This is a genomic window from Prevotella pectinovora (assembly GCF_041323955.1).
Classification (GTDB): domain Bacteria; phylum Bacteroidota; class Bacteroidia; order Bacteroidales; family Bacteroidaceae; genus Prevotella; species Prevotella pectinovora.
The window spans coordinates 114,901-134,650 of sequence record NZ_JBGLIV010000001.1; the positions used below are offsets into that span (position 1 = coordinate 114,901).

Genomic DNA, 19,750 nt, shown 5'->3' on the forward strand with positions numbered 1-19,750 from the left:
TTAGTGACGACCTGCTTTCATCATGCACCATGCGCCGATGGCGATGAAAGGCAGACTGAGCAGTTGGCCCATGTCCAAGGGCAGTGAGGCCTCGAAGGCTTCCTGCACCTCTTTGGTGTATTCGATGAAGAAACGGGCGGTGAATATGCCGGTGAGGCAGAGGCCGAAATAATAGCCCGTGCCCACCCGTTGGGGCCAGCGGCGGTAGAGCAGCAGGCCAATGACAATATCCACTATCTCGCAGGTGGCGGGAACTATTCTTCCGGGATGGACTATCTCTGCCAGACGGGTGAGACGCTCGTCGGGCACGGTGATGACGCCCACATTGGGTTCTATCGTACAGAAAGGAAAGTTGGCTGCCTGTGCCTTGGCACTTGACAGACAATTGAAAAGCGTGGATTTGCCCACGTTGGGCAATCCCACGATACCACATTTTAATGACATCTTTATAAACGTTTATTTGATTCTCCCTGCGAAGTTACGGATTTATTTTGACATAACGCCCCTTTTGGCTCGAAAAAGGGGGAATTTTGAGCCAAAAAATGAAGATACCTTCGTTGTCTGTTGAAGATACCTTACCCCAGTTCGGGATAAGATTTTGTTCATAAAAAGTTGGTAGTCTCATAAATATTTTGTACCTTTATAGGTGAAAATCAATTAGTTACAAAAATATTTAATATGACTACCGATTACAAAGTTACAGAATTATTTTGTATTATAGACGAGTTTTGCAAACATTTTGATGCAGAAAATGCAGGAAATTTGCTGGAAGACAATAGCGGAGTGAAGCGTAGACGGCGTGCAGCATCGTTGTCCGACAGTGAAATCATGACCATTCTGTTGTATTTTCATTTTGGTACATTCCGCAATTTCAAGCACTACTACCTGTTCTTTATTAAGGGTACGATGAAGTCTTATCCCGAATTGGGGTAGTCTTTTGTATTTTATAAGGCGTCCACCTTGTTTATTCGTATCCCGTCAACTTGTCTACTTCTAATGACAAAGAGTGTGTCGCAATGATACAGGCAGGCTTGTAACCACACCTTATTATATATCATTACGACACACTCTTCGTTTATATCGTCTGTCTTGTCCGGCAGACCGTTTGGTGTATTACAGTTCCAGGTCGCCGTTGAAGATCTCGTGCCAAGGCAGACCCTGCTTGTTCAGCTGCTCCATGAATGGATCCGGGTCGAACTCCTCCACGTTCCATACACCCGGACGGCGCCACAGTCCCTTGAAGAACATCATCGCACCGATCATTGCCGGCACACCGGTGGTGTAGCTCACTCCCTGCATTCCGGTCTCCTGGTATGCTGCCTGGTGGCTGCAGTTGTTGTATACATAGTATGTCAGCTCCTTGCCGTCCTTCAGTCCGCGGATGCGGCATCCGATGCTTGTCTCTCCGTCGTAGTTCTCGCCCAGGTCCTGTGGGTTAGGCAATACTGCCTTGAGGAACTGCAGCGGAACGATCTTTACCTTCACCTTCTTGTCAGGGTTGTCGGCCAACGGAGCCTCGTATTCAATCTCGTCGATGCGCGACATGCCGAGGTTCTGTATGCAGTCGAGATAAGTCAGATACTGCTGTCCGAATGTCATCCAGAAACGTGCGCGCTTGATGGTAGGATAGTTCTTTACGAGGCTCTCAATCTCCTCGTGGTGGAGCAGATAGCTCTCCTTCGGTCCCACGTTAGGATAAGTGAGCGGCTGGTGTATTTCGAGCGGAGCAGTCTCCACCCATTTTCCGTCCTCCCAGTAGAGACCCTTCTGGGTGATCTCACGGATGTTGATTTCAGGGTTGAAGTTTGTGGCGAATGCCTTGTGGTGGTTTCCTGCGTTGCAGTCCACGATGTCGAGATACTGAATCTCATCGAAATAGTGCTTTGCAGCGTATGCCGTGAATATGCTTGTCACACCGGGGTCGAATCCGCATCCCAGGATTGCCGTCAGTCCGGCATCCTCGAAACGCTTTTTGTATGCCCACTGCCAGCTGTATTCGAAGTGAGCCTCGTCTTTCGGTTCATAGTTGGCAGTGTCGAGATAGCTCACTCCGCAAGCCAGACAAGCCTCCATGATGGTGAGGTCCTGATATGGCAGGGCGAGGTTTACGCAGAGCTCCGGCTTGTAGTCGTTCATGAGAGCCTTGAGCTGCTCCACGTCGTCGGCGTCAACCTGAGCGGTCTTGATGTCAGGATTTCCGATATACTCCTTGATTTTGTCGCATTTAGACTTTGTGCGACTTGCAATCATGATGTCGGTGAAGACATCAGCGTTCTGTGCAATCTTTACGGCAGCCACGGTGGCTACACCGCCGGCGCCAATGATAAGTACTTTTCCCATATCTATGTTTTTTTTATTTTATTTCTTCTCCTTTAATTCCCAATGCACTCATGAGCGAATATCCCAGAATCTCCTGTCTGAAGTTTCCTCCCTCCATGGGCTGCATGGCAAATAGCGTGATGCGCTTGCCTTCGTCATCGATGCGTCTGAGGGCGTGGCGCACTTTGGCGTATGCTTCCTCGTCGTCGGGAACCACCATCACCCGCTTCACTTCCTTCTGCGAACTTGCTATCATGGCGGCTTCGGCAATGAAGTCAGCTTTGCTCACCAGTTCTTCCACGGGGTATGCGCTCATCGAGAACTCTCCGAGATGGTCGTTGAATGCCATTCCGTTTATTTCCGTCTTTATGCCGGAGGGCGTGAAGTTGTCGAGACGCTCCGTTTTCTTGTCGTGGATCAACACCACCTGCACCTCGTTCTTCCCCTCTCTCACTCCTCCGTCGAGAGCTACGCAGTCTATCCATCTTGCCAGGTCGGCTTTCGGGATTCTTCTCATCAGCATACGCTCAAAGTTCACGGTGAGGTCAAACGCCACCTTGTCGATGAAGTCGGCGTCGGCGATTATCACGTTCTCGCTCCATTTCGCTGGATTGTCAAAAACATTGTTCATGGTTGCAAAGTTAGCGTAAATCGCTTTCAGAACAAAATTTGCAAAGGTAAGATTTGCAATTTTCTTACTTATTTCATCCCCCAAGCGGTCAATTGGGCCTTTGGGGATTGTCTGCTCTCTGATAGCTTGGGCATAAAAGGCTGTTTGCAATACGTTTAAGCCCCATCCTTGCATTCCCGGAAGAATGTATAGGATGGGGCTGGTCGTATCAGTTTGTTGCAGTCTTATTTAGGCAGGTTGAATGCCTTGCTCATCTCGGCCATCTGTTCCTGGCTCATGCCTTCTGGCTCGAAGCCCATGCATTTGGAACTGATGTATATCTTTGCACTCTTTGAGAGCACGTCGATCTGGTCGAAAGCGTCCATCACGTCGAGTCCCTTGGCAAACACGCCATGCTTCTCCCACAACACCACGTCGTAGTCTTCGAGTTCTCGCAGCGTGGCGTTGGCGAGGGTGTTAGAACCAGGCAGTTCGTAGGGCACCACTCCCAGTCCCAGCGGACAGAATGCCTTCGTCTCCGGAATCATGCTCCAGAGGATGTTGGTGAGCACGTCCTTTGCCAGGAACTTGCGGTTGTGGCTCATTGCCACCAGTTCGATAGGATGTGTGTGAACCGTTGCCTTGTATGGTGAACCGGTCTCTATGAGATGCGCATGCACGGTGAGATGCGATGGAAGTTCGCTAGTAGGCATCACTTCGTTGTCGGCGATTATCACGTAGCTTGCGCAGTCGTCAAGAATGCGTATTATGCTTCCGTTTTCCATTGGGCGTCTTGCCAGGTCGCGCATTCTCTTTCCCGTTCCCTTGCAGTAGAAGTAGCATCCCTTGAGAGCCGGCAGCGTCACTCCGATTTGTTTCACGTCGCTGATGGCAGGCATTGCCTTCATCTCCTCGTCGGCATATTCCGTCACGTTCACAGTTATGTTTCCGCCGTTGCGTTCTGCCCATCCGTTCTGCCACAGATATCCAGCCACTTCGGCAATCTTCTCCACCTCGCTGCTGAGTGCGGGGCGTCCTTCCAATATACTCTTCATGATGTTTTGTATGTGTAATGTTCTATGATTATGTTTTTATTCAGGTGTAGTTTTTTATCTTATGCAAAGATAATGCAAACCGAATGCAGAATATCAAGCTTGCTTGGATATTATGCTGAGGTGCAGCTTATCTTATGCAAAGATAATGTATCTTATTCTCCCGTCGGTTGTAAGAATTGATTTTTATACTTTTATTTTTGCGATGAGAGGGTGTGGCGTGATTCCTGAATCATTTTCTGTTTATGGATTCTCGCTGCGTTTGCAAGGTTGCAAATGCCCAAATTATTTGTATGGTGATTGTAATGTTGTAAATTTGCCGGCATAATAGACTATTAAATAAAAGCATACCGAAATGGAATACATATTGAAGACCAAACATTCAGAAATTCTGGACCTTTTGAAAAAGTTCCAGGATAGGAAAAGCGGAAAGATAGTTGAATCGAGAAAAATATTGAGAGACAGCTTCTATTTCTTGCGCCGGAAAGACAAGAGACTGGTGCTCAGGGCATTTCTGAACGGGAGCAAGACTGATATGGACTTCGCATCTTTGAAAATGCAATACCGGTGGTTTCCGGAACTTATGCCACTCCTCAAAGAAAGATGGATGTCTGTGCAGACAAAAGAAGTGGCCCTCTTTATAATACACAATACAAGCAAGGATTATGTCCTGTCGCAGAAGCTTTTGCTCATCAAGACATTGGGCTATTATCAATATCTTGCCGAGACAGCCCCTTGGGGCGAGGATGAGGTCGTTTCTCCTTCTCTCAACCTTCCAGATTACGCACTTTCAAGAGCCGAATACTGTAGGGTATGTTTCCTTTATGGAATACCGATAGACAAGAATGTAATTCTCAAGTCCTTGTTTCTGAACATAATTGAATTTCTTGGCTATGACGACAGTCCGGATTGGGGACGTTCCTATAGACAGCCACGTGATATAGCAAGGGGAGTACCGGATTGGAGAAAGGAATTCAGTCCTGTTTTATACCTTGATTTTTTGTTGAATCAGGCAAATGTGGGATTGATAATCCAGACGATGAGGGATTTTAACATGAAAAAGGAAATGGAATTCTTTTGGGAGTGGAAAGAAAAAATGATCGACTCGTTTCAATGCTACTCCTCATTTGATGACGTTGAAGATTTCTGCAAATACATTGTAACCAAAGTGAGGGAGAACTTCCCACCTCAATATTCTTATATGCTTCCGAAAAGGGAGAAAGAAGGACCCGTTATAAGTGAACTATAATGATAGAGTATTTATTAAGAACAGACAAATTGAATAGGCTATGAAAGAAAATACACATTACACTCCGAGGCTTATCGGTTCATTTCTTTTGAGCGTTATTCTGGCATGGGGACTGAACATGCTGCTTTCCTTGGTGTTGGTTTCAACGCTGGTGCTCGTACCGTTACTGTTGAATAGTATCTTTGATTTCAGTTTCAGTGACGCATTGTGTTATGCTTCAATTCCTGTTGTGGGGAAACTTATGGCAGTATTCAGTGGAGATGATTTTCAAATCAGACTTGCAATATTGATAATATTTTTTATAATTGTCATTGCCGTGGTTATCTTGGGAGGGTTGACATCCACGCTGATAAAGGTTGTGAGCGGATCCAGAGTGATGACCATACTGTCGGGGACAGTACTTCTCTTCAGTTTCATCAATATGGTCAGCGTCTTGTTCTTCGAAGATAATTATAATCCAGACCTGCGTGGTTTCTGGTATAATGCCTTGTCCGTATGTCTGCTCGTCATTCTGTTCCTCATTGATTGCTATATCATATATTTCTGTTGGAACTATGAGGAATATGATTAGGAATCGGACAATTCTGAATAATTCAAACAGATAAAATGTTTATTGGCTATGTGGGGATTTATTAGGTATATAGTCTTATATATATTAGTTTCATGCCTCGTAGGATGGCTGTTATGTAATATAGACCCAGACAAGACTTACACTTGGTATTCTGGTATCTGGCACGGTATGTTCTTCATTTCAAACTTTATCCGGAGCTGGTTTACTGATGCTTTGTATAAGGCAGAGTCTTACACCGCGGCATATAATGTGTTCTGGTGGATCTTTACTGGCCTTTCTGTATTCTCGTTTTTCTTTGGCGACGATGCCAGAAGAAGATGATTTTGATGTGGTTTATGGAATTCCGTCATGCTTCACAAAAAGTGTGATGAATGGAATAATAAAGAGAAATAATTGGGGTTATCATAAAAAAAAGTGATTGGCTATGGCAGAGAGTTCAGGAAATGAAATGAAGAAGGGACTTCGGCGTTGGAGTATTGTCCGGCAACGGGGCGTGTTCGTAGGTGCGTTTATGCTTGTGCTTGCCGTATTCATTATGGCAGGCACGTCGAGAGCAGACAGAATGAGACCTGCGCCCATAAAGAAGTCAAAGACGCAGAACAATGATGTACGTCGGCAACGCACAGATGGCAACATAGTGTTTTGTGTGCCGAAAGGGTTCATCTGCAAAGACAGTGTGTTTGCGGGTTGCAGGATATTCTTGCTTTTAGGCGAATCCGAAACTGAAGTTACGTTAAACAGTGGCTTTGACAGTGATGACTCGCCCGAACACATTAATTCCATTTACAGCGATTTGGGTGGTGAAGAAATGGAAGGATATGAGTCTGCTGTCGTTGCAGATGTAACGAAGTCGGACAAGAGGGTCACCAAGTGTATAAGGGTGAGGAAATACACAGGTCAAGGCATTGTCGTGTATTGGAGATTTGCCGTATTGTTTGACAAGGCAACTGGAAAGATGTGTCTTGTCTCGGCATACGACAAGGGAAAAGGTGACTATCTGGAACCCTTGCTTGAGTCGGTGCGCTTCAATCCGTGACGGGTGGATGCAGAGGGCTTTCCCCTTAATGCAAAGATGTCGTTGTGTAATTATTACGCAAAAGAAAGTTAAATGGATAATTCTTTGCGTATATTTTACACATGTATCTTTGCTGCTATGAAAATCCTTCCTATATTTGCATCGGAAATTCTAATGAGCAAAGAATATGAAGAATCTGTTGATGTCAGCTGCTATCGGCGATATAGCCGGCAGCGCATACGAGGGAAGAAGTCGTAGGACCAAGGATTACGACGCAGTGAAGATGTTCTCGTCGAGAGCACGTTTCACGGATGATACGGTATTGACATTTGCCTGTGCGGAGGCTTTTCTGCACGGCTTGGACATGGCGTCAAACCTCTGGATGTGTGGCAACCAACATATTGACGCTGGGTTCGGCAGTAGGTTCAGACTGTGGCTCGGCGACCATTACCATCTGCCTTATCGCAGCTTCGGCAACGGCAGTGCCATGCGGTGCTCATCAGCAGGATGGCTGGCACATACGGAGGAGGAGTGTATAAGGCTTGCCACGGAGACGGCTCTCCCATCACACAACCATCCGGAGGGCATAAAGGGGGCTGTGGTTGCCGCCCGCTGTATCTTCCATCTGAAAAACGGAAAGGACAAAGACTTCATCCGGCAGGAGATTCTCGACAAGGAGTATCCCTTCTGGGCAGGAAAGAGCTATGAGGAAATAAAGCCCGCCTATTCCTTCGACTCCACTTGTCCGGGGAGCCTCGGTCCGGCAATAATCAGTTTCCTTGCTTCGAAAGACTATGTGGACTGTCTGCGCCTCGCCATATCCCTTGGCGGCGATGCTGACACGCTGGCTGCAATCGCCGGTCCTATGGCATACGCCTTCTATCGGGAAATGCCCGAACCGCTGGTCTATCAGGCTCTGAAGAAACTTCCGGAATGGATGCAGAAGACCAACGAGGAGTTTGACGAGAAGTGTGGCATTGAATATAGATAACAATAAAAGGAATTTGGAATATTGTGGAGTGATAGGATAACCTGTTTCCAATGAATAAATTTAAACTGACATACAATATGAAACAACTCAATATCATCCTGGCAGTACTGTTGCTGCTCTGTCTGTTCAAGATGCCTTACGGCTATTATACGCTGATGAGGCTGGCGGCAACGGTGGGGTTCGCCTATATGGCGTACAAGTATTATGAAATGAAGAAGGAGACGCTGGTGTGGACCTTCGGAGCATTGGCCCTGCTGTTCCAACCGCTGGTGAAGATAGCGTTGGGCAGGGACGTATGGAATATCGTGGATGTCGCTGTGGCGGTTCTGCTGATAGTGCTGACATTTGCGGTAAATAAAAAGACGATTGAAAAAAACTGATTCTTGATACTGAACCGAAAATACGCAATGACTTAATGCCGAAGTCACGCTTAAGTTCCTCGGCTTTAGACGATATCAGCAATATGTATTCTTTTGTTGTTTTCATCGGATGGAATATATAACCTGACGCAAAGTTAATTATTGTATGGTAAAAGACAAGGAAAACAATGACAAACTCTATCATTCACCTTGTTTTTATCATATAGAAGCAGAAAACTAAATCACCAAATCTTTTCGCAGCAATATAAATTATGATTACATTTGCATAAGCTATTGACTGCCGACTAAATTCAATACATCATGCTATACGGCTATATGGAAAAAAACAAGCCTCCCCTCACTCCAGAGGAGGAGAAAGCGAAGGAGGAGCGTGCAAAAAAGGAACACCGCAACGAGATTATCCTGACGGCAATAATCCACACCCTGCTGCTGCCCGTTTTGCTGGTGATAGCAATCCTTATGCTTATCTATCTTGGCATAGTGACGGGTTGGGAGAAAATACAGGAATGTAAGGAGAACGGGTGGAAATTCCGGAATAGAGATGCCGAGGAAGAATGGCCGCCACGCCGGAAGCTCATCTCGCATACAGAGATAGTATGCAGGAACGAGCTGCCTGTGCTGTTCGACAAATACTATGTGGTATATGTGGAGACGGAATACAACGAGCCTCTCAACTCATTCATCAGAAACAATATAGAATATATCCGCAAGGAATTCTCAGAGAAATACTACCATTTCGTTTATATACCCGAGCTGAAAAACATTTCTGACGAAGACCTTGCCTATGCTTTCCCTCTCGACGCAGCATCGATGACCGACGAGATGAGAGACGGCATACGCGGCATCACCACCGAACAGTTCACCCGGATGTTCGCCTCTCTAATCGGTATGGACCTTACCGGCGGCAAGGCGGGGCTGTTGAGCCTTGGCTATTACAATGGAGACTTTGGATGCGGATTATATGATGACGTCAATTATTCAAAATCCACCTTCTTCTATATAGACCTGCAGACCTGCTGCCCCGATAAAATCAAGGAGGCGTTCGAGGAATATTTCAGGTTCTACTGCGGAGAAAAACATGCCCCGTTCAGTGTGCGCCCAAGGGATGAATACCCTCTCGACGACAGGCAGGAATCCGAATTACACGGAAATCAGAGCAACGCTTCAGACTATTCGTTTTATTACGACCAAAAGAAAATGCAAGATATAGCCGAAGAAATCAGAGAGAGGGTTGAGATACTGAAGCAGGGAGGATATATCGAACTCCTGCTGCATACGCTTGGCGAAGACCTCGTGAAGCAGATAAACGACTCACGGAAGACTGCCACTCCGCTGATGCACATCACAGTGGCTGACGACCTGCGGATATTCATTCCCGAACTTGACAACCGCGAGGTGAAGATGCCGTCCCTCGCCCGTGCCCTGTATGTGTTCTATCTCCGTCATAAAGAGGGAGTGGAATTCAAGTTCCTCTCAGAGTTCACCGAGGAGATCTTCTCGCTCTACCGTCTCGCCAGCAACCGCCTTGACGATGCCCGGTTGCGTGCCACGGTGGACAGTCTCGTTAATCCCATAGACAACAAGATAAACGAATGTACGAGCAGAATCAAATCGGCGTTCCTCAGAGTGATGGACGAATATGCGGCGCGCAACTACTATCTGCAGATGCGCAACAGGGAATTCAGGAGGGAAGATTCCAAAGACAAGAATCTGTTGAGGCTATACAGAGACTATGCCAAATATATTTCTCTGCCGCGTAGTCTGGTCAGCTATTCCGCCGCCGTCATGCGGGTGCCCGTAGTCAAGGGCAGCAATACCCAAGAGCGGTGTCTCAGAGAAGAAGAGTTCTGGCGTAGAAATCATAGAATGCGCGATGCTGTCAGTGATGTTGAAAAATTCAATAAAAAGAAATACTTGAGCAGGAAAAAACGCGAGACAGAGAAGCAGCGCCTGCGCCAGAAAGTGGTGGAGGCATCTATGGCTGTGCTCGAAATGGAACCGAAGAATTTTCTCGCCCATTTCAATCTCGGCGATATGTATTGCAATGCCGTAGACTACGAAAAGTCTATCCGTGAGAACACTTTGATTATCGAGCATGACGCCTACACATGGAACGCCTCGTATATCAACCGCGCCCAGGCTTATCTCTACGCTGGAGAATACGACAAGGGTCTTGCCGACATCGACAGCTATTTCAAGTCCCTGCGCCGATGGAAGGAGGCTGATAAGGAAGCGGAGAGAATCAGAAAACTGCTGCTTGCCAAGAAGAAACCGCTCTTGTGAGCCCAAACTGCCAAATGGCCGAGTGGGGAGTGAAGATGTCAAATGAAAAAGTGATACTTTCCTGTAAAGCGTCCAGGAAGGTATCACTAAAAAATCATCGATGCGTCGGAGCATCGCCGCGTTTTGCTTTATCCGCAAAACATCACATTATCCTTCTTATCTAATCACCTTTACTGATTTCTTTGTTCCGTCTGCAAATTTAATGGTCTGCGAGGTTTCGTCGGGAGTCATCGTCAGTCCCTCCTGTCCGTCCACGTCCACTTCTTCCATTTATGTTGATCGATATGTGTAAAAGTTGCCAATATCGCTGATTTTCAGTAAAACCGGGAATTTCCAAAAAAACTGTCAGACCATCTGGTTTTTGATTGTAACATTCTGACAAACAGACAATTGGCTGCCTGACGATTGTCAGGCAATTGTCTGGATGGTTTGCTGATGAGAGGAATTGTCAGATGTGAGGTATTGCATGCGTTGGCAGAAGTCTGAAAACAGGAATGTGAGTATTACAACATTAACTTATTGGGCAGACCTCTGACAGAAATTCTGCCCATCCGGGGCAAGCACGTTGCCCATGATGGGCAAGCAGCGTGCCCCAGTTGGGCAAGCGTCGTGCCCATTTATGGACATATAACCATTTGTGTTCAAGTGTATTCATTCATCATTGAAATTCGTGTAGAAAAATGTAGTGCTGCTTTAAAAGTTCGTGTAGAAAAGTGTGGTATTGTTGCAAAAGTTCGTGTAGAAAAGTGTATCTTTGCATTGTTTTTATGTTATAAAAGCATTTTGAATTATCAACGGAATCTAAAAAAAACTATGCGATATGGAAAGATAATTTCCATGTCGCCTTACAGAGAACAGGACTGGATGAAGAATATCCCATTATATGCAGTGGAGGAGAGCTTCTGACTCATGTCTTTGGAGCGCATTTTGAAGTGATCATCATTGTCAGGTTCGCATAATAATTAATATTGGACACCTCTTTATACAATAATAATGGGAGAAGAGCGTTATAAAGTCGTATATACACCACATTTTTGATTTATGATAGAATACGTTAGAGGCGAGCTTGCCGAGCTCACGCCAGCCTATGCTGTTGTTGAGGCTCATGGAGTGGGCTACGGACTGAGCATTTCGCTTAACACCTATAGCGGCATACAGAACAAGAAGGAAGTGAAACTGTATGTCGTCGAGAGCATACGAGAGGATGCGTATGCCCTCTTCGGATTTTCCACCAAGCAAGAGCGGGAGATGTTCCTGCTCCTCATCACTGTGTCGGGAGTAGGAGCCAACACCGCCCGCATGATTCTCTCCGCCATGTCGCCGGCAGAACTGTGCAACGTCATCTCTTCGGGCAACGAGAAGATGCTGAAGACTGTGAAAGGTATCGGACTGCGCACGGCACAGCGCATCATAGTTGACCTGAGAGACAAGATTGCCGTGGAAGGAGTAGCAGACCAGATGCCGGCAGCAGGTGTTGCGGCGGCATCTGCCATGAACAACGAGGTGAGAGACGAGGCTATAGGCGCCCTCACCATGCTCGGCTTCTCGCCGGCACCGTCGGCAAAGGTGGTTTCGGCAATCCTTACAGACAATCCACAGCTGCCTGTAGAACAGGTCGTGAAATTGGCACTCAAGCAGATAAAGTAAATGACAAACATAAAGAAATTCCTTGGCATCATCATCGTGCTGGTGAGCATCAACGTGCTCGCTCTCAATGTCGTGCCGCAACTTCAGGACGACCGCACGCGCCAGCAGGCCCAGCAGAAAGACAAGCGCAAAGGGCCAGCCACGCTGAAGCGAGGCGGAAAGGCGTCTGCCGACTCCCTGAAGAAAGAACTCTCGGGACTCTCGCTCCTCACTATAGAAGACGACTCCATTCCTGACTCGCTGCTCCATCCCAGATGGAAGGTGCAGCGCAGCGTTCCTGTGACCATCGACGATGTGGACAAACGCACCGCCGACCTCAGTTTTCCGGAGAACATCAAGCAAGACGTGGTATACAACGACACCCTCGACCGCTATTTCATCGGTTCGAGAATGGGTGGCGGCTATCTCTCCACGCCAATCATTATGACTCCCGACGAATACCGCAAATGGAGCGAGAGGCAGGAGATGAACCGCTTTTTCCGTGACAAGAACGACGAGATAGTGAAGGCTAAGGGAAAAGAGAAATTCTCGTTCTCCGACATGCACTTCAGTCTCGGACCGGCAGAGAAGATCTTCGGACCCGGCGGCGTGCGCATCAAGACGCAGGGAACGGCAGAGCTGAAGCTCGGAGCCACGATGAAAGAAATCGACAACCCGTCGCTCCCTATCCGCAACCGCAAGACAACGACGATGAACTTCGACGAGAAGATAAACCTCAACGTGAACGGTAAGGTGGGCGACAAGGTGAACATGAACCTCAACTACAACACCGATGCCACCTTCGACTTCGACTCGCAGAACCTCAAACTCAAATATGAAGGCAAGGAAGACGAGATAATAAAACTCGTGGAGGCAGGTAACGTGTCGTTCCCGAGCAACTCCTCGCTCGTCAAGGGAGCATCCTCGCTCTTCGGTATCAGAACCGACATGCAGTTCGGCAAACTCAAGCTGCAGACAGTAATCTCTCAGAAGAAGTCGTCGAGCAAGAGCGTGTCGTCGAAAGGCGGAGTGCAGCTCACACCATTCGAAATCGACGCTTCAGACTATGAGGAGAACCGTCACTTCTTCCTCTCGCGCTATTTCCGCGAGAAGTATGATGCGGCAATGAAGACCCTGCCCAACCTCACCACCGGAATCACCATAAACCGTGTGGAGATATGGGTGACAAACAAGCAGGGAAATACCACCAATACCCGTAACATCGTGGCACTCACCGACCTCGGTGAAAACACACGGGTGAGCAACCCTATGTGGGGACTCACCGGTTCGCCGGTTCCGTCGAACAACGCCAACAGTGAGTATTCTACAATCGTGAACTCCTACTCCGCAGCGCGAGACATCGACCAGACGAGCACCGTGCTCGACGGTATCCCTGGCTTCGTGGGAGGCGCCGACTATGAGAAGCTGCAGAGCGCCCGTCTGCTCAGCTCCTCAGAATACTCCGTCAACCAAGCCCTCGGATACGTGTCGCTCAAGTCTTCACTGCAGACCGACCAGGTGCTCGCCGTGGCATACGAATATACTGCCGGCGGACAGACATACCAGGTGGGAGAGTTTGCGTCAGATATGAAAGATGTGCAGCAGGCAATCTTCGTGAAGGCGCTCAAGAACACCAGCAACAATCCAAGACAGGGAAACTGGGACCTCATGATGAAGAACGTGTATTATCTCGCCTCGTCGGTAGAGAAAGACAAGTTCAGACTCGACGTGAAATACCAGAGCGACACCACGGGAGTCTATCTCTCGTATATTCCGGAGCAGCAGGTGAAAGACCTCACCATGATAAAGCTGCTCGGTGCCGACCGACTCGACAACAACAACAAGGTGCACAGCAACGGATACTTCGACTTCGTTGAAGGATACACCGTGAGCAACGGACGAGTGTTCTTCCCGGAGGCAGAGCCGTTCGGAAGATACCTCTACAACCAGCTCGTGGCAAAGGGTGTCTCTCCTGAGAAAGCCGCAAAATACAGTTATACAGAACTTTACGATTCCACCAAGACCGTAGCCAAGCAGATTGCCGAGAAAGACAAATACAGACTCACGGGACAGTTCCGTGGCACCTCGGCAAACGTCATCTCCCTCGGAGCATACAACGTGCCGCAGGGCTCTGTAGTCGTTACGGCAGGTGGCGTGACCCTCTCCGAAGGTTCAGACTATAGCGTGGACTATTCGGCAGGAGAGGTGACAATCCTCAACCAGAGCATCATCGATGCCGGAACGGCAGTCAACGTGTCGCTCGAGAGCAATACCGACTACGCACAGCAACGGAAGACGATGCTCGGACTGAACTGGGAATACGACTTCACCAAGAACTTCCAGCTCAGCGGTACCTTCCAGCACCTGTCTGAACAGGCGCTCACCACAAAGGTGTCGATGGGATCGGAACCGCTCAACAACACCCTCTGGGGTCTCAACATCAACTGGAAGAAGGAGAGCCAGTGGCTCACCAACGTGCTCGACAAGATACCGTTCCTCCACTGCACCCAGCCGTCGCAGATATCCTTCACGGGAGAGTTCGCCCAGCTCATCGCAGGACAGGCAAGCGGCACACAAGACAACGCCTCGTATATCGACGACTTCGAGAACACGAAGAACACCATCGACGTGAGTACACCGTCGTCGTGGATAATATCAAGCGTGCCGACCATGTTCCCCAACTACAACGACAAGACGACGTTGCAGAGCGGTTTCCAGCGTGCCCTGCTCGCATGGTATAACATCGACCCTCTGTTCACCCGTCGTAGCAGTTCGCTCACACCGGGACACATCAAGAGCGACCTCCATCAGCTCTCAAACCACTATGTCAGAGAGGTGTATGTCAGGGAGCTGTTCCCAAACCGCGACCAGAGCAGCTACAACGGCGCAACGGCAACATTGCCGATACTCAACCTCGCTTTCTATCCGTCAGAGCGCGGACCTTATAACTTCAACCCTAACCTGAACAGTGACGGCACGCTGCCCGTGCCGACTGTAAACTGGGGTGGTATGATGAGGCGTCTCGACACCAGCGACTTCGAGACGGCAAACATCGAATACATTGAGTTCTGGATGCTCGACCCATTCATCTATTCCAACAAGCAGCCAGACGCCGCACAGTATGGTGGCGACTTCTACATCAACCTCGGAGAGGTGAGTGAGGACGTGCTGCGCGACGGAAAGAAATTCTATGAGAGCGGTATGCCGGTAGACGGCTCGAGCAGCTTCACCACTACACAGTGGGGAAAGATTCCTACACAGTCTACCGTGACTTATTCCTTCGCCACATCAGCCGGCTCAAGGGCAAAGCAGGATGTGGGATTCAACGGACTGACCGACGAGGAGGAGCAGAACTTCGCTCCATACCGCACATTCCTCGATGCCGTGCAGGCAAGAGTGACCGGAGCGGCACGCGACTCGATATTGGCAGACCCGGCAAACGACAACTATCACTACTTCCGTGGATCTGACTACGACAAGGCACGCACGCCAATCCTCGCACGCTACAAGCGCATCAACAATCCGCAGGGCAACTCGCCGGACAGCGACTCAAGGAGCGAGAGCTACGACACGTCATACAAGACTACCCCCGACGTGGAGGACATCAACCAGGACTATACGCTGAACGAATACGAGAAATATTATCAGTATCGTGTGAGCATCCGTCCTCAAGACCTCGTGGTGGGACAGAACTACATCGTGGACAAGCGTGAGACATCAGTGAAACTGCGCAACGATACCACGGAAACAGTGACGTGGTATCAGTTCCGCATACCTGTTGACGACTACGAACGCAACGTAGGCGGAATAACAGACTTCACCTCCATACGATTCATGCGTATGTTCCTCACCGACTTCCAGAAGCCTATCGTTTTGAGATTCGGAAGCCTCGACCTCGTGAGGGGAGAGTGGCGCATCTATGAGCAGTCGCTCAGTACCGGCAGCGAGTCGGGCAAGATGGCAGTCAGCGCCGTGAACATCGAGGAGAACAACGACCGAGTGCCGGTGAACTACGTGTTGCCTCCTGGCATCCGTCGAGAGCAAGACCCTACGCAGCCACAGCTCACAGAGAGCAACGAGCAGTCGCTCGACATTCAGGTGACAAACCTCTCTAACGGTGAGGCAAAGGCAGTATACAAGAACACGAACCTCGACCTCAGACAGTATAAGCGTCTGCAGATGTTCGTGCATGCCAACGCCTTCGAACAGAACTCTACAAACCTGCAGGACAACCAGTTGGCAGTGTTCGTGAGATTCGGTTCCGACTACAAGAGCAACTACTACGAATATGAGATTCCGCTGAAGCTCACCGCTCCAGGACATTACGACCGTTACTCCGGTGCCGACTGCAAACTCGTGTGGCCAGAGGAGAATATGCTCGACATTCCGCTGAGCGCTTTCACCCAGCTCAAGAAAGACCGCAACAAGGCGAAAGCCATCGGACAGGCTTCTTACAGCTATCCGTTCACGGCATACGACAGCGACAAACCGAACAACAAGATTACCATCGTTGGTAACCCTACGCTCGGCGAGGTGAGAACGATGATCATCGGTGTGAGAAACCTTGCTTCCGAACAGAAGTCAGGAGAAATCTGGGTGAATGAGCTCAGACTGAAGGAATACAACAACTCCGGCGGATGGGCGGCACAGGGCAACCTCAACGTGCAGCTCTCTGATGTGGGTAGCGTTAACGTGCAGGGAAAATATGTCACCGAAGGATTCGGCGGACTCGAAGACGGTGTGGCACAGAGAGCGCAGGACAACTACAAGTCGTATAGCGTGACCACGAACTTTGAGCTCGGAAAGTTCTTCCCCGACAAGGCTAAGGTCTCTATACCTCTTTATTACTCTGTGACCAAAGAGGAGACACGACCCAAGTATAACCCGCTCGACACGGATATGCTCCTCGACGACGCTCTCGACGCGATGGAGAAGCATGAGAAAGACTCGATAGAAAGCATTGCCGTGACGAAGACCACGAACACCAACTTCTCACTCTCCAACATGAAGGTTGGCATAGCCACGAAGAAGCATCCGATGCCCTACGACCCGGCAAACTTCTCGTTCAGCTACAGCCACAGCCACAGGCATACAAGCGGCGAGACTACGATTTATGAGAACGAGGACAACTGGCGCGGTTCGATGAACTACAGCTACACGCCGGTATACAAGGCATTCGAACCGTTCAAGAAAATCAAGAGCCGCAGCAAATGGTATGACATACTGAAGCGCTTCGGTCTGAACTGGTTGCCGCAGAACATCACCTTCAACACCGAGATGCTCAGAAACTATTATGAGCTGCAGGAGAGGGATATGGAGAGTCTGGAGAACAGTGAGCTGCCTTTGACATTCAGCGAGCAGTTCCTCTGGAACAGGGAATTCTCCATACGCTGGGACCTCACCAAGAACCTCCACATGAGTTTCAACAGTGCCACTCATGCAGAAATCGAGGAACCATACACTCCTGTAAACAAAGACCTCTATCCAGACCAGTATACGGCTTGGAAAGACTCCGTGTGGACAAGTATCAAGCACTTCGGTCGTCCGCTCGACTACAACCAGAACTTCACGGCGTCGTATCAGGTGCCGATAAACCTTATCCCTGTGTTCGACTGGATTACTGCCGACGCCAACTACAACGCCACGTATAACTGGACGAGAGGAACGGACCAGGAAGACGGGCAGTCGCTCGGAAACGTGATATCCAACAACAGGACGCTGAACATCAACGGAGCATTGAACTTCGAGAAACTCTATAACCATATCCCGTTCCTGAAGAAGGCTAACGAGAGGTTCAACAAGCGCACCAACAATGCTACGAAGAAGAAGCGTGACGGAGCTAAATCGCCTAAGGAGGCCAATGAGGCAAGGAGAAATCTCAAGGAGGCGAAGGAACTGCCGAAGAACAAGAAATCTTTTGAAAAGGAGATAACGCTCCTGCCGGATACCACAATGACCGTGAACCACGGCAAGAAGAGCAAGCGACTCATCGTGTCGGCAAAGACAAAAGACGGAAAGATGATTAAGCTGAAGTATAAGACCATCGACAACAACAAGATAAAAATCACGTCGAAGGTGGACTCTGCCACAACGGTGAAGCTGCTCGTCACGCCAAAGGAACCGCTCGAAAACAAGAGCTGGTATAAGACCATGCAGGTGGTGGCAAGAGGACTGATGCTCGTCAGAAACTTCAACCTGTCGTACCGCAACCAGTATGGCCTGTCGCTTCCGGGCTTCCTGCCGGAGGTGGGCAACGTGTTCGGACAGCGCCGCGGCGACATCATGTCGCCAGGACTCGACTTCGCCTTCGGATTCGTTGACGACTCCTATGTGCAGAAGAGTGCAGAGCGTGGATGGCTGCTGATGGTAGACAGTGTGGCAACGCCGGCTACATCATCGAAGACCGAGGACCTGCAGCTGAGGATGACGCTCGAACCGGTGAAGGACCTGAAGATAGACCTCAACGCATCGCGCACGATGACTACGGCGAAGAGCGTGCAGTATATGTATCAGGGAATGCCGACAACGCAGAGCGGTACGTTCACGATGACTACGATAAGTCTTGGATCTGCCTTCGAGAGCATGGGCGACGCCAACAACGGATACCACTCGGCATCGTTCGAGAAGTTCTGCAACTCGCTTGAGGGCTTCCGCCAGAGAGTGGAGAACCAGTATCAGAATGCCGTATATCCGGCAGGTTCCACATTGGCAGGCAATACCTTCAATCCGGAGAACGGAACAGTGAGCAAATACAGTGCTGACGTGATGATTCCTGCCTTCCTCTCGACATATACCAGCATGGGCGGAAAATCTCTCGACATCTTCCCTACGCTGTCGAGACTCCTGCCTAACTGGAGCGTGAGATACAGCGGACTCGTCAGACTGCCATGGTTCAGCGAGGTGTTCAAGAGCTTCAATATCAACCATGCCTACAAGAGCGTGTATGCAGTAGGCTCCTACAGTTCGTTCAGCACCTATCAGGAGTTTATGAACGGTCTCGGATTCGTCACCGACGCCACTACCGGCAACCCTACGCCAAGCAGCATGTTCAATGTGTCTACGGTGAGCATCAACGAGTCGTTCTCGCCATTGCTCGGTGTTGACATGACGTTCCACAACAACCTCACGGCAAAGCTGGAATACAGGCAGACACGAGTGCTGAGCCTCAGTATGACGAGTGTGCAGCTCAACGAGTCGTCGAGCAACGACTGGGTGATAGGAATGGGATACAAGGTGAACAACTTCGACTTCTTCGGACTCCTGGGCAACGGCAACAAGGCGCGCAAGGTGAAGGGAAAGAAGACGGGCACCGACGAGAAGAATAGCAACAATAACTCCCGAAACAACAGGAGCGGTTTCAATACCGACCTCAACCTGCGTCTCGACCTCTCGTTCCGTAAGCAAGCCGCTATATGCAGAGACATCGCCTCGATGACAAGTTCGGCAAGCAGCGGAAACTCAGCGTTCAAACTCTCGTTTGCCGCCGACTATACACTGTCGCGTCTGCTGACGATGAGTTTCTACTACGACCGTCAGACTAACACGCCGCTGCTCTCAAGCAGCAGCTATCCGACGACGACACAGGACTTCGGACTTAGTCTGAAGTTCTCGCTGACGAGATAAAATGAATATGTAAATAGTGAAAACAACTTTA

The 19,750-nt window shown here is 49.1% G+C and carries 11 protein-coding genes and 2 pseudogenes; 9 read left to right on the forward strand and 4 right to left on the reverse strand.

Features of this window, described 5'->3' with window-relative positions; translation table 11 throughout:
• On the reverse strand, nucleotides 1-444 hold the full coding sequence (locus ACDC99_RS00455; RefSeq protein WP_022316238.1) for a prolipoprotein diacylglyceryl transferase family protein: 444 nt from the start codon (nucleotides 442-444) through the stop codon (nucleotides 1-3).
• Nucleotides 445-678: 234 nt separating this feature from the next.
• Here ACDC99_RS00455 and ACDC99_RS00460 point away from each other — a divergent pair.
• A pseudogene (locus ACDC99_RS00460) lies at nucleotides 679-918 on the forward strand (IS982 family transposase); the annotation flags it as partial.
• Between the two features lie 195 nt (nucleotides 919-1,113).
• Here the strand turns inward: ACDC99_RS00460 and ACDC99_RS00465 are convergent.
• The 3 genes from ACDC99_RS00465 to rhaD all read right to left on the reverse strand — a co-directional run bounded on the left by ACDC99_RS00465 (nucleotide 1,114) and on the right by rhaD (nucleotide 3,984).
• The gene (locus ACDC99_RS00465; RefSeq protein WP_022315830.1) at nucleotides 1,114-2,340 is read right to left on the reverse strand and encodes a saccharopine dehydrogenase family protein; all 1,227 of its coding nucleotides are present in this window, start codon (nucleotides 2,338-2,340) and stop codon (nucleotides 1,114-1,116) included.
• Nucleotides 2,341-2,353: 13 nt separating this feature from the next.
• A complete protein-coding gene (locus ACDC99_RS00470) occupies nucleotides 2,354-2,950 on the reverse strand; it encodes a DUF6621 family protein (RefSeq protein WP_042519208.1) in 597 nt (198 codons plus the stop codon).
• A gap of 224 nt (nucleotides 2,951-3,174) precedes the next feature.
• Nucleotides 3,175-3,984, reverse strand: coding sequence for a rhamnulose-1-phosphate aldolase (gene rhaD, locus ACDC99_RS00475; RefSeq protein WP_288763224.1), 810 nt, complete (start codon nucleotides 3,982-3,984; stop codon nucleotides 3,175-3,177).
• A 352-nt stretch (nucleotides 3,985-4,336) separates the two neighbouring features.
• Between rhaD and ACDC99_RS00480 the strand changes: the two genes are divergently transcribed.
• From ACDC99_RS00480 to sov, 8 genes and pseudogenes are all read left to right on the forward strand, one after another.
• Entirely contained in the window at nucleotides 4,337-5,230 is an 894-nt protein-coding gene (locus ACDC99_RS00480) for a hypothetical protein (protein ID WP_370755323.1), read from the forward strand.
• Between the two features lie 40 nt (nucleotides 5,231-5,270).
• Nucleotides 5,271-5,801, forward strand: coding sequence for a hypothetical protein (locus tag ACDC99_RS00485; protein ID WP_370755325.1), 531 nt, complete (start codon nucleotides 5,271-5,273; stop codon nucleotides 5,799-5,801).
• A gap of 424 nt (nucleotides 5,802-6,225) precedes the next feature.
• Entirely contained in the window at nucleotides 6,226-6,837 is a 612-nt protein-coding gene (locus ACDC99_RS00490; RefSeq protein WP_370755327.1) for a hypothetical protein, read from the forward strand.
• A gap of 166 nt (nucleotides 6,838-7,003) precedes the next feature.
• Nucleotides 7,004-7,807 carry an ADP-ribosylglycohydrolase family protein gene (locus ACDC99_RS00495; RefSeq protein WP_278841114.1) on the forward strand — a complete coding sequence of 268 codons (804 nt, stop codon included), beginning with the start codon at nucleotides 7,004-7,006 and terminating at the stop codon, nucleotides 7,805-7,807.
• A gap of 77 nt (nucleotides 7,808-7,884) precedes the next feature.
• Nucleotides 7,885-8,187 (forward strand): DUF6804 family protein, encoded by a 303-nt coding sequence (locus tag ACDC99_RS00500; protein ID WP_044074373.1) that lies wholly within the window; start codon nucleotides 7,885-7,887, stop codon nucleotides 8,185-8,187.
• A 315-nt stretch (nucleotides 8,188-8,502) separates the two neighbouring features.
• Complete coding sequence (locus tag ACDC99_RS00505) at nucleotides 8,503-10,470, forward strand: tetratricopeptide repeat protein (RefSeq protein ID WP_370755329.1); 1,968 nt, start codon at nucleotides 8,503-8,505, stop codon at nucleotides 10,468-10,470.
• 1,041 nt (nucleotides 10,471-11,511) lie between these two features.
• Nucleotides 11,512-12,117 (forward strand): Holliday junction branch migration protein RuvA, encoded by a 606-nt coding sequence (gene ruvA / locus ACDC99_RS00510; RefSeq protein WP_022315819.1) that lies wholly within the window; start codon nucleotides 11,512-11,514, stop codon nucleotides 12,115-12,117.
• A 213-nt stretch (nucleotides 12,118-12,330) separates the two neighbouring features.
• Nucleotides 12,331-19,719 (forward strand): annotated as a pseudogene (sov, locus tag ACDC99_RS00515) (T9SS outer membrane translocon Sov/SprA); the annotation flags it as partial.
• Nucleotides 19,720-19,750 lie beyond the last annotated feature (31 nt).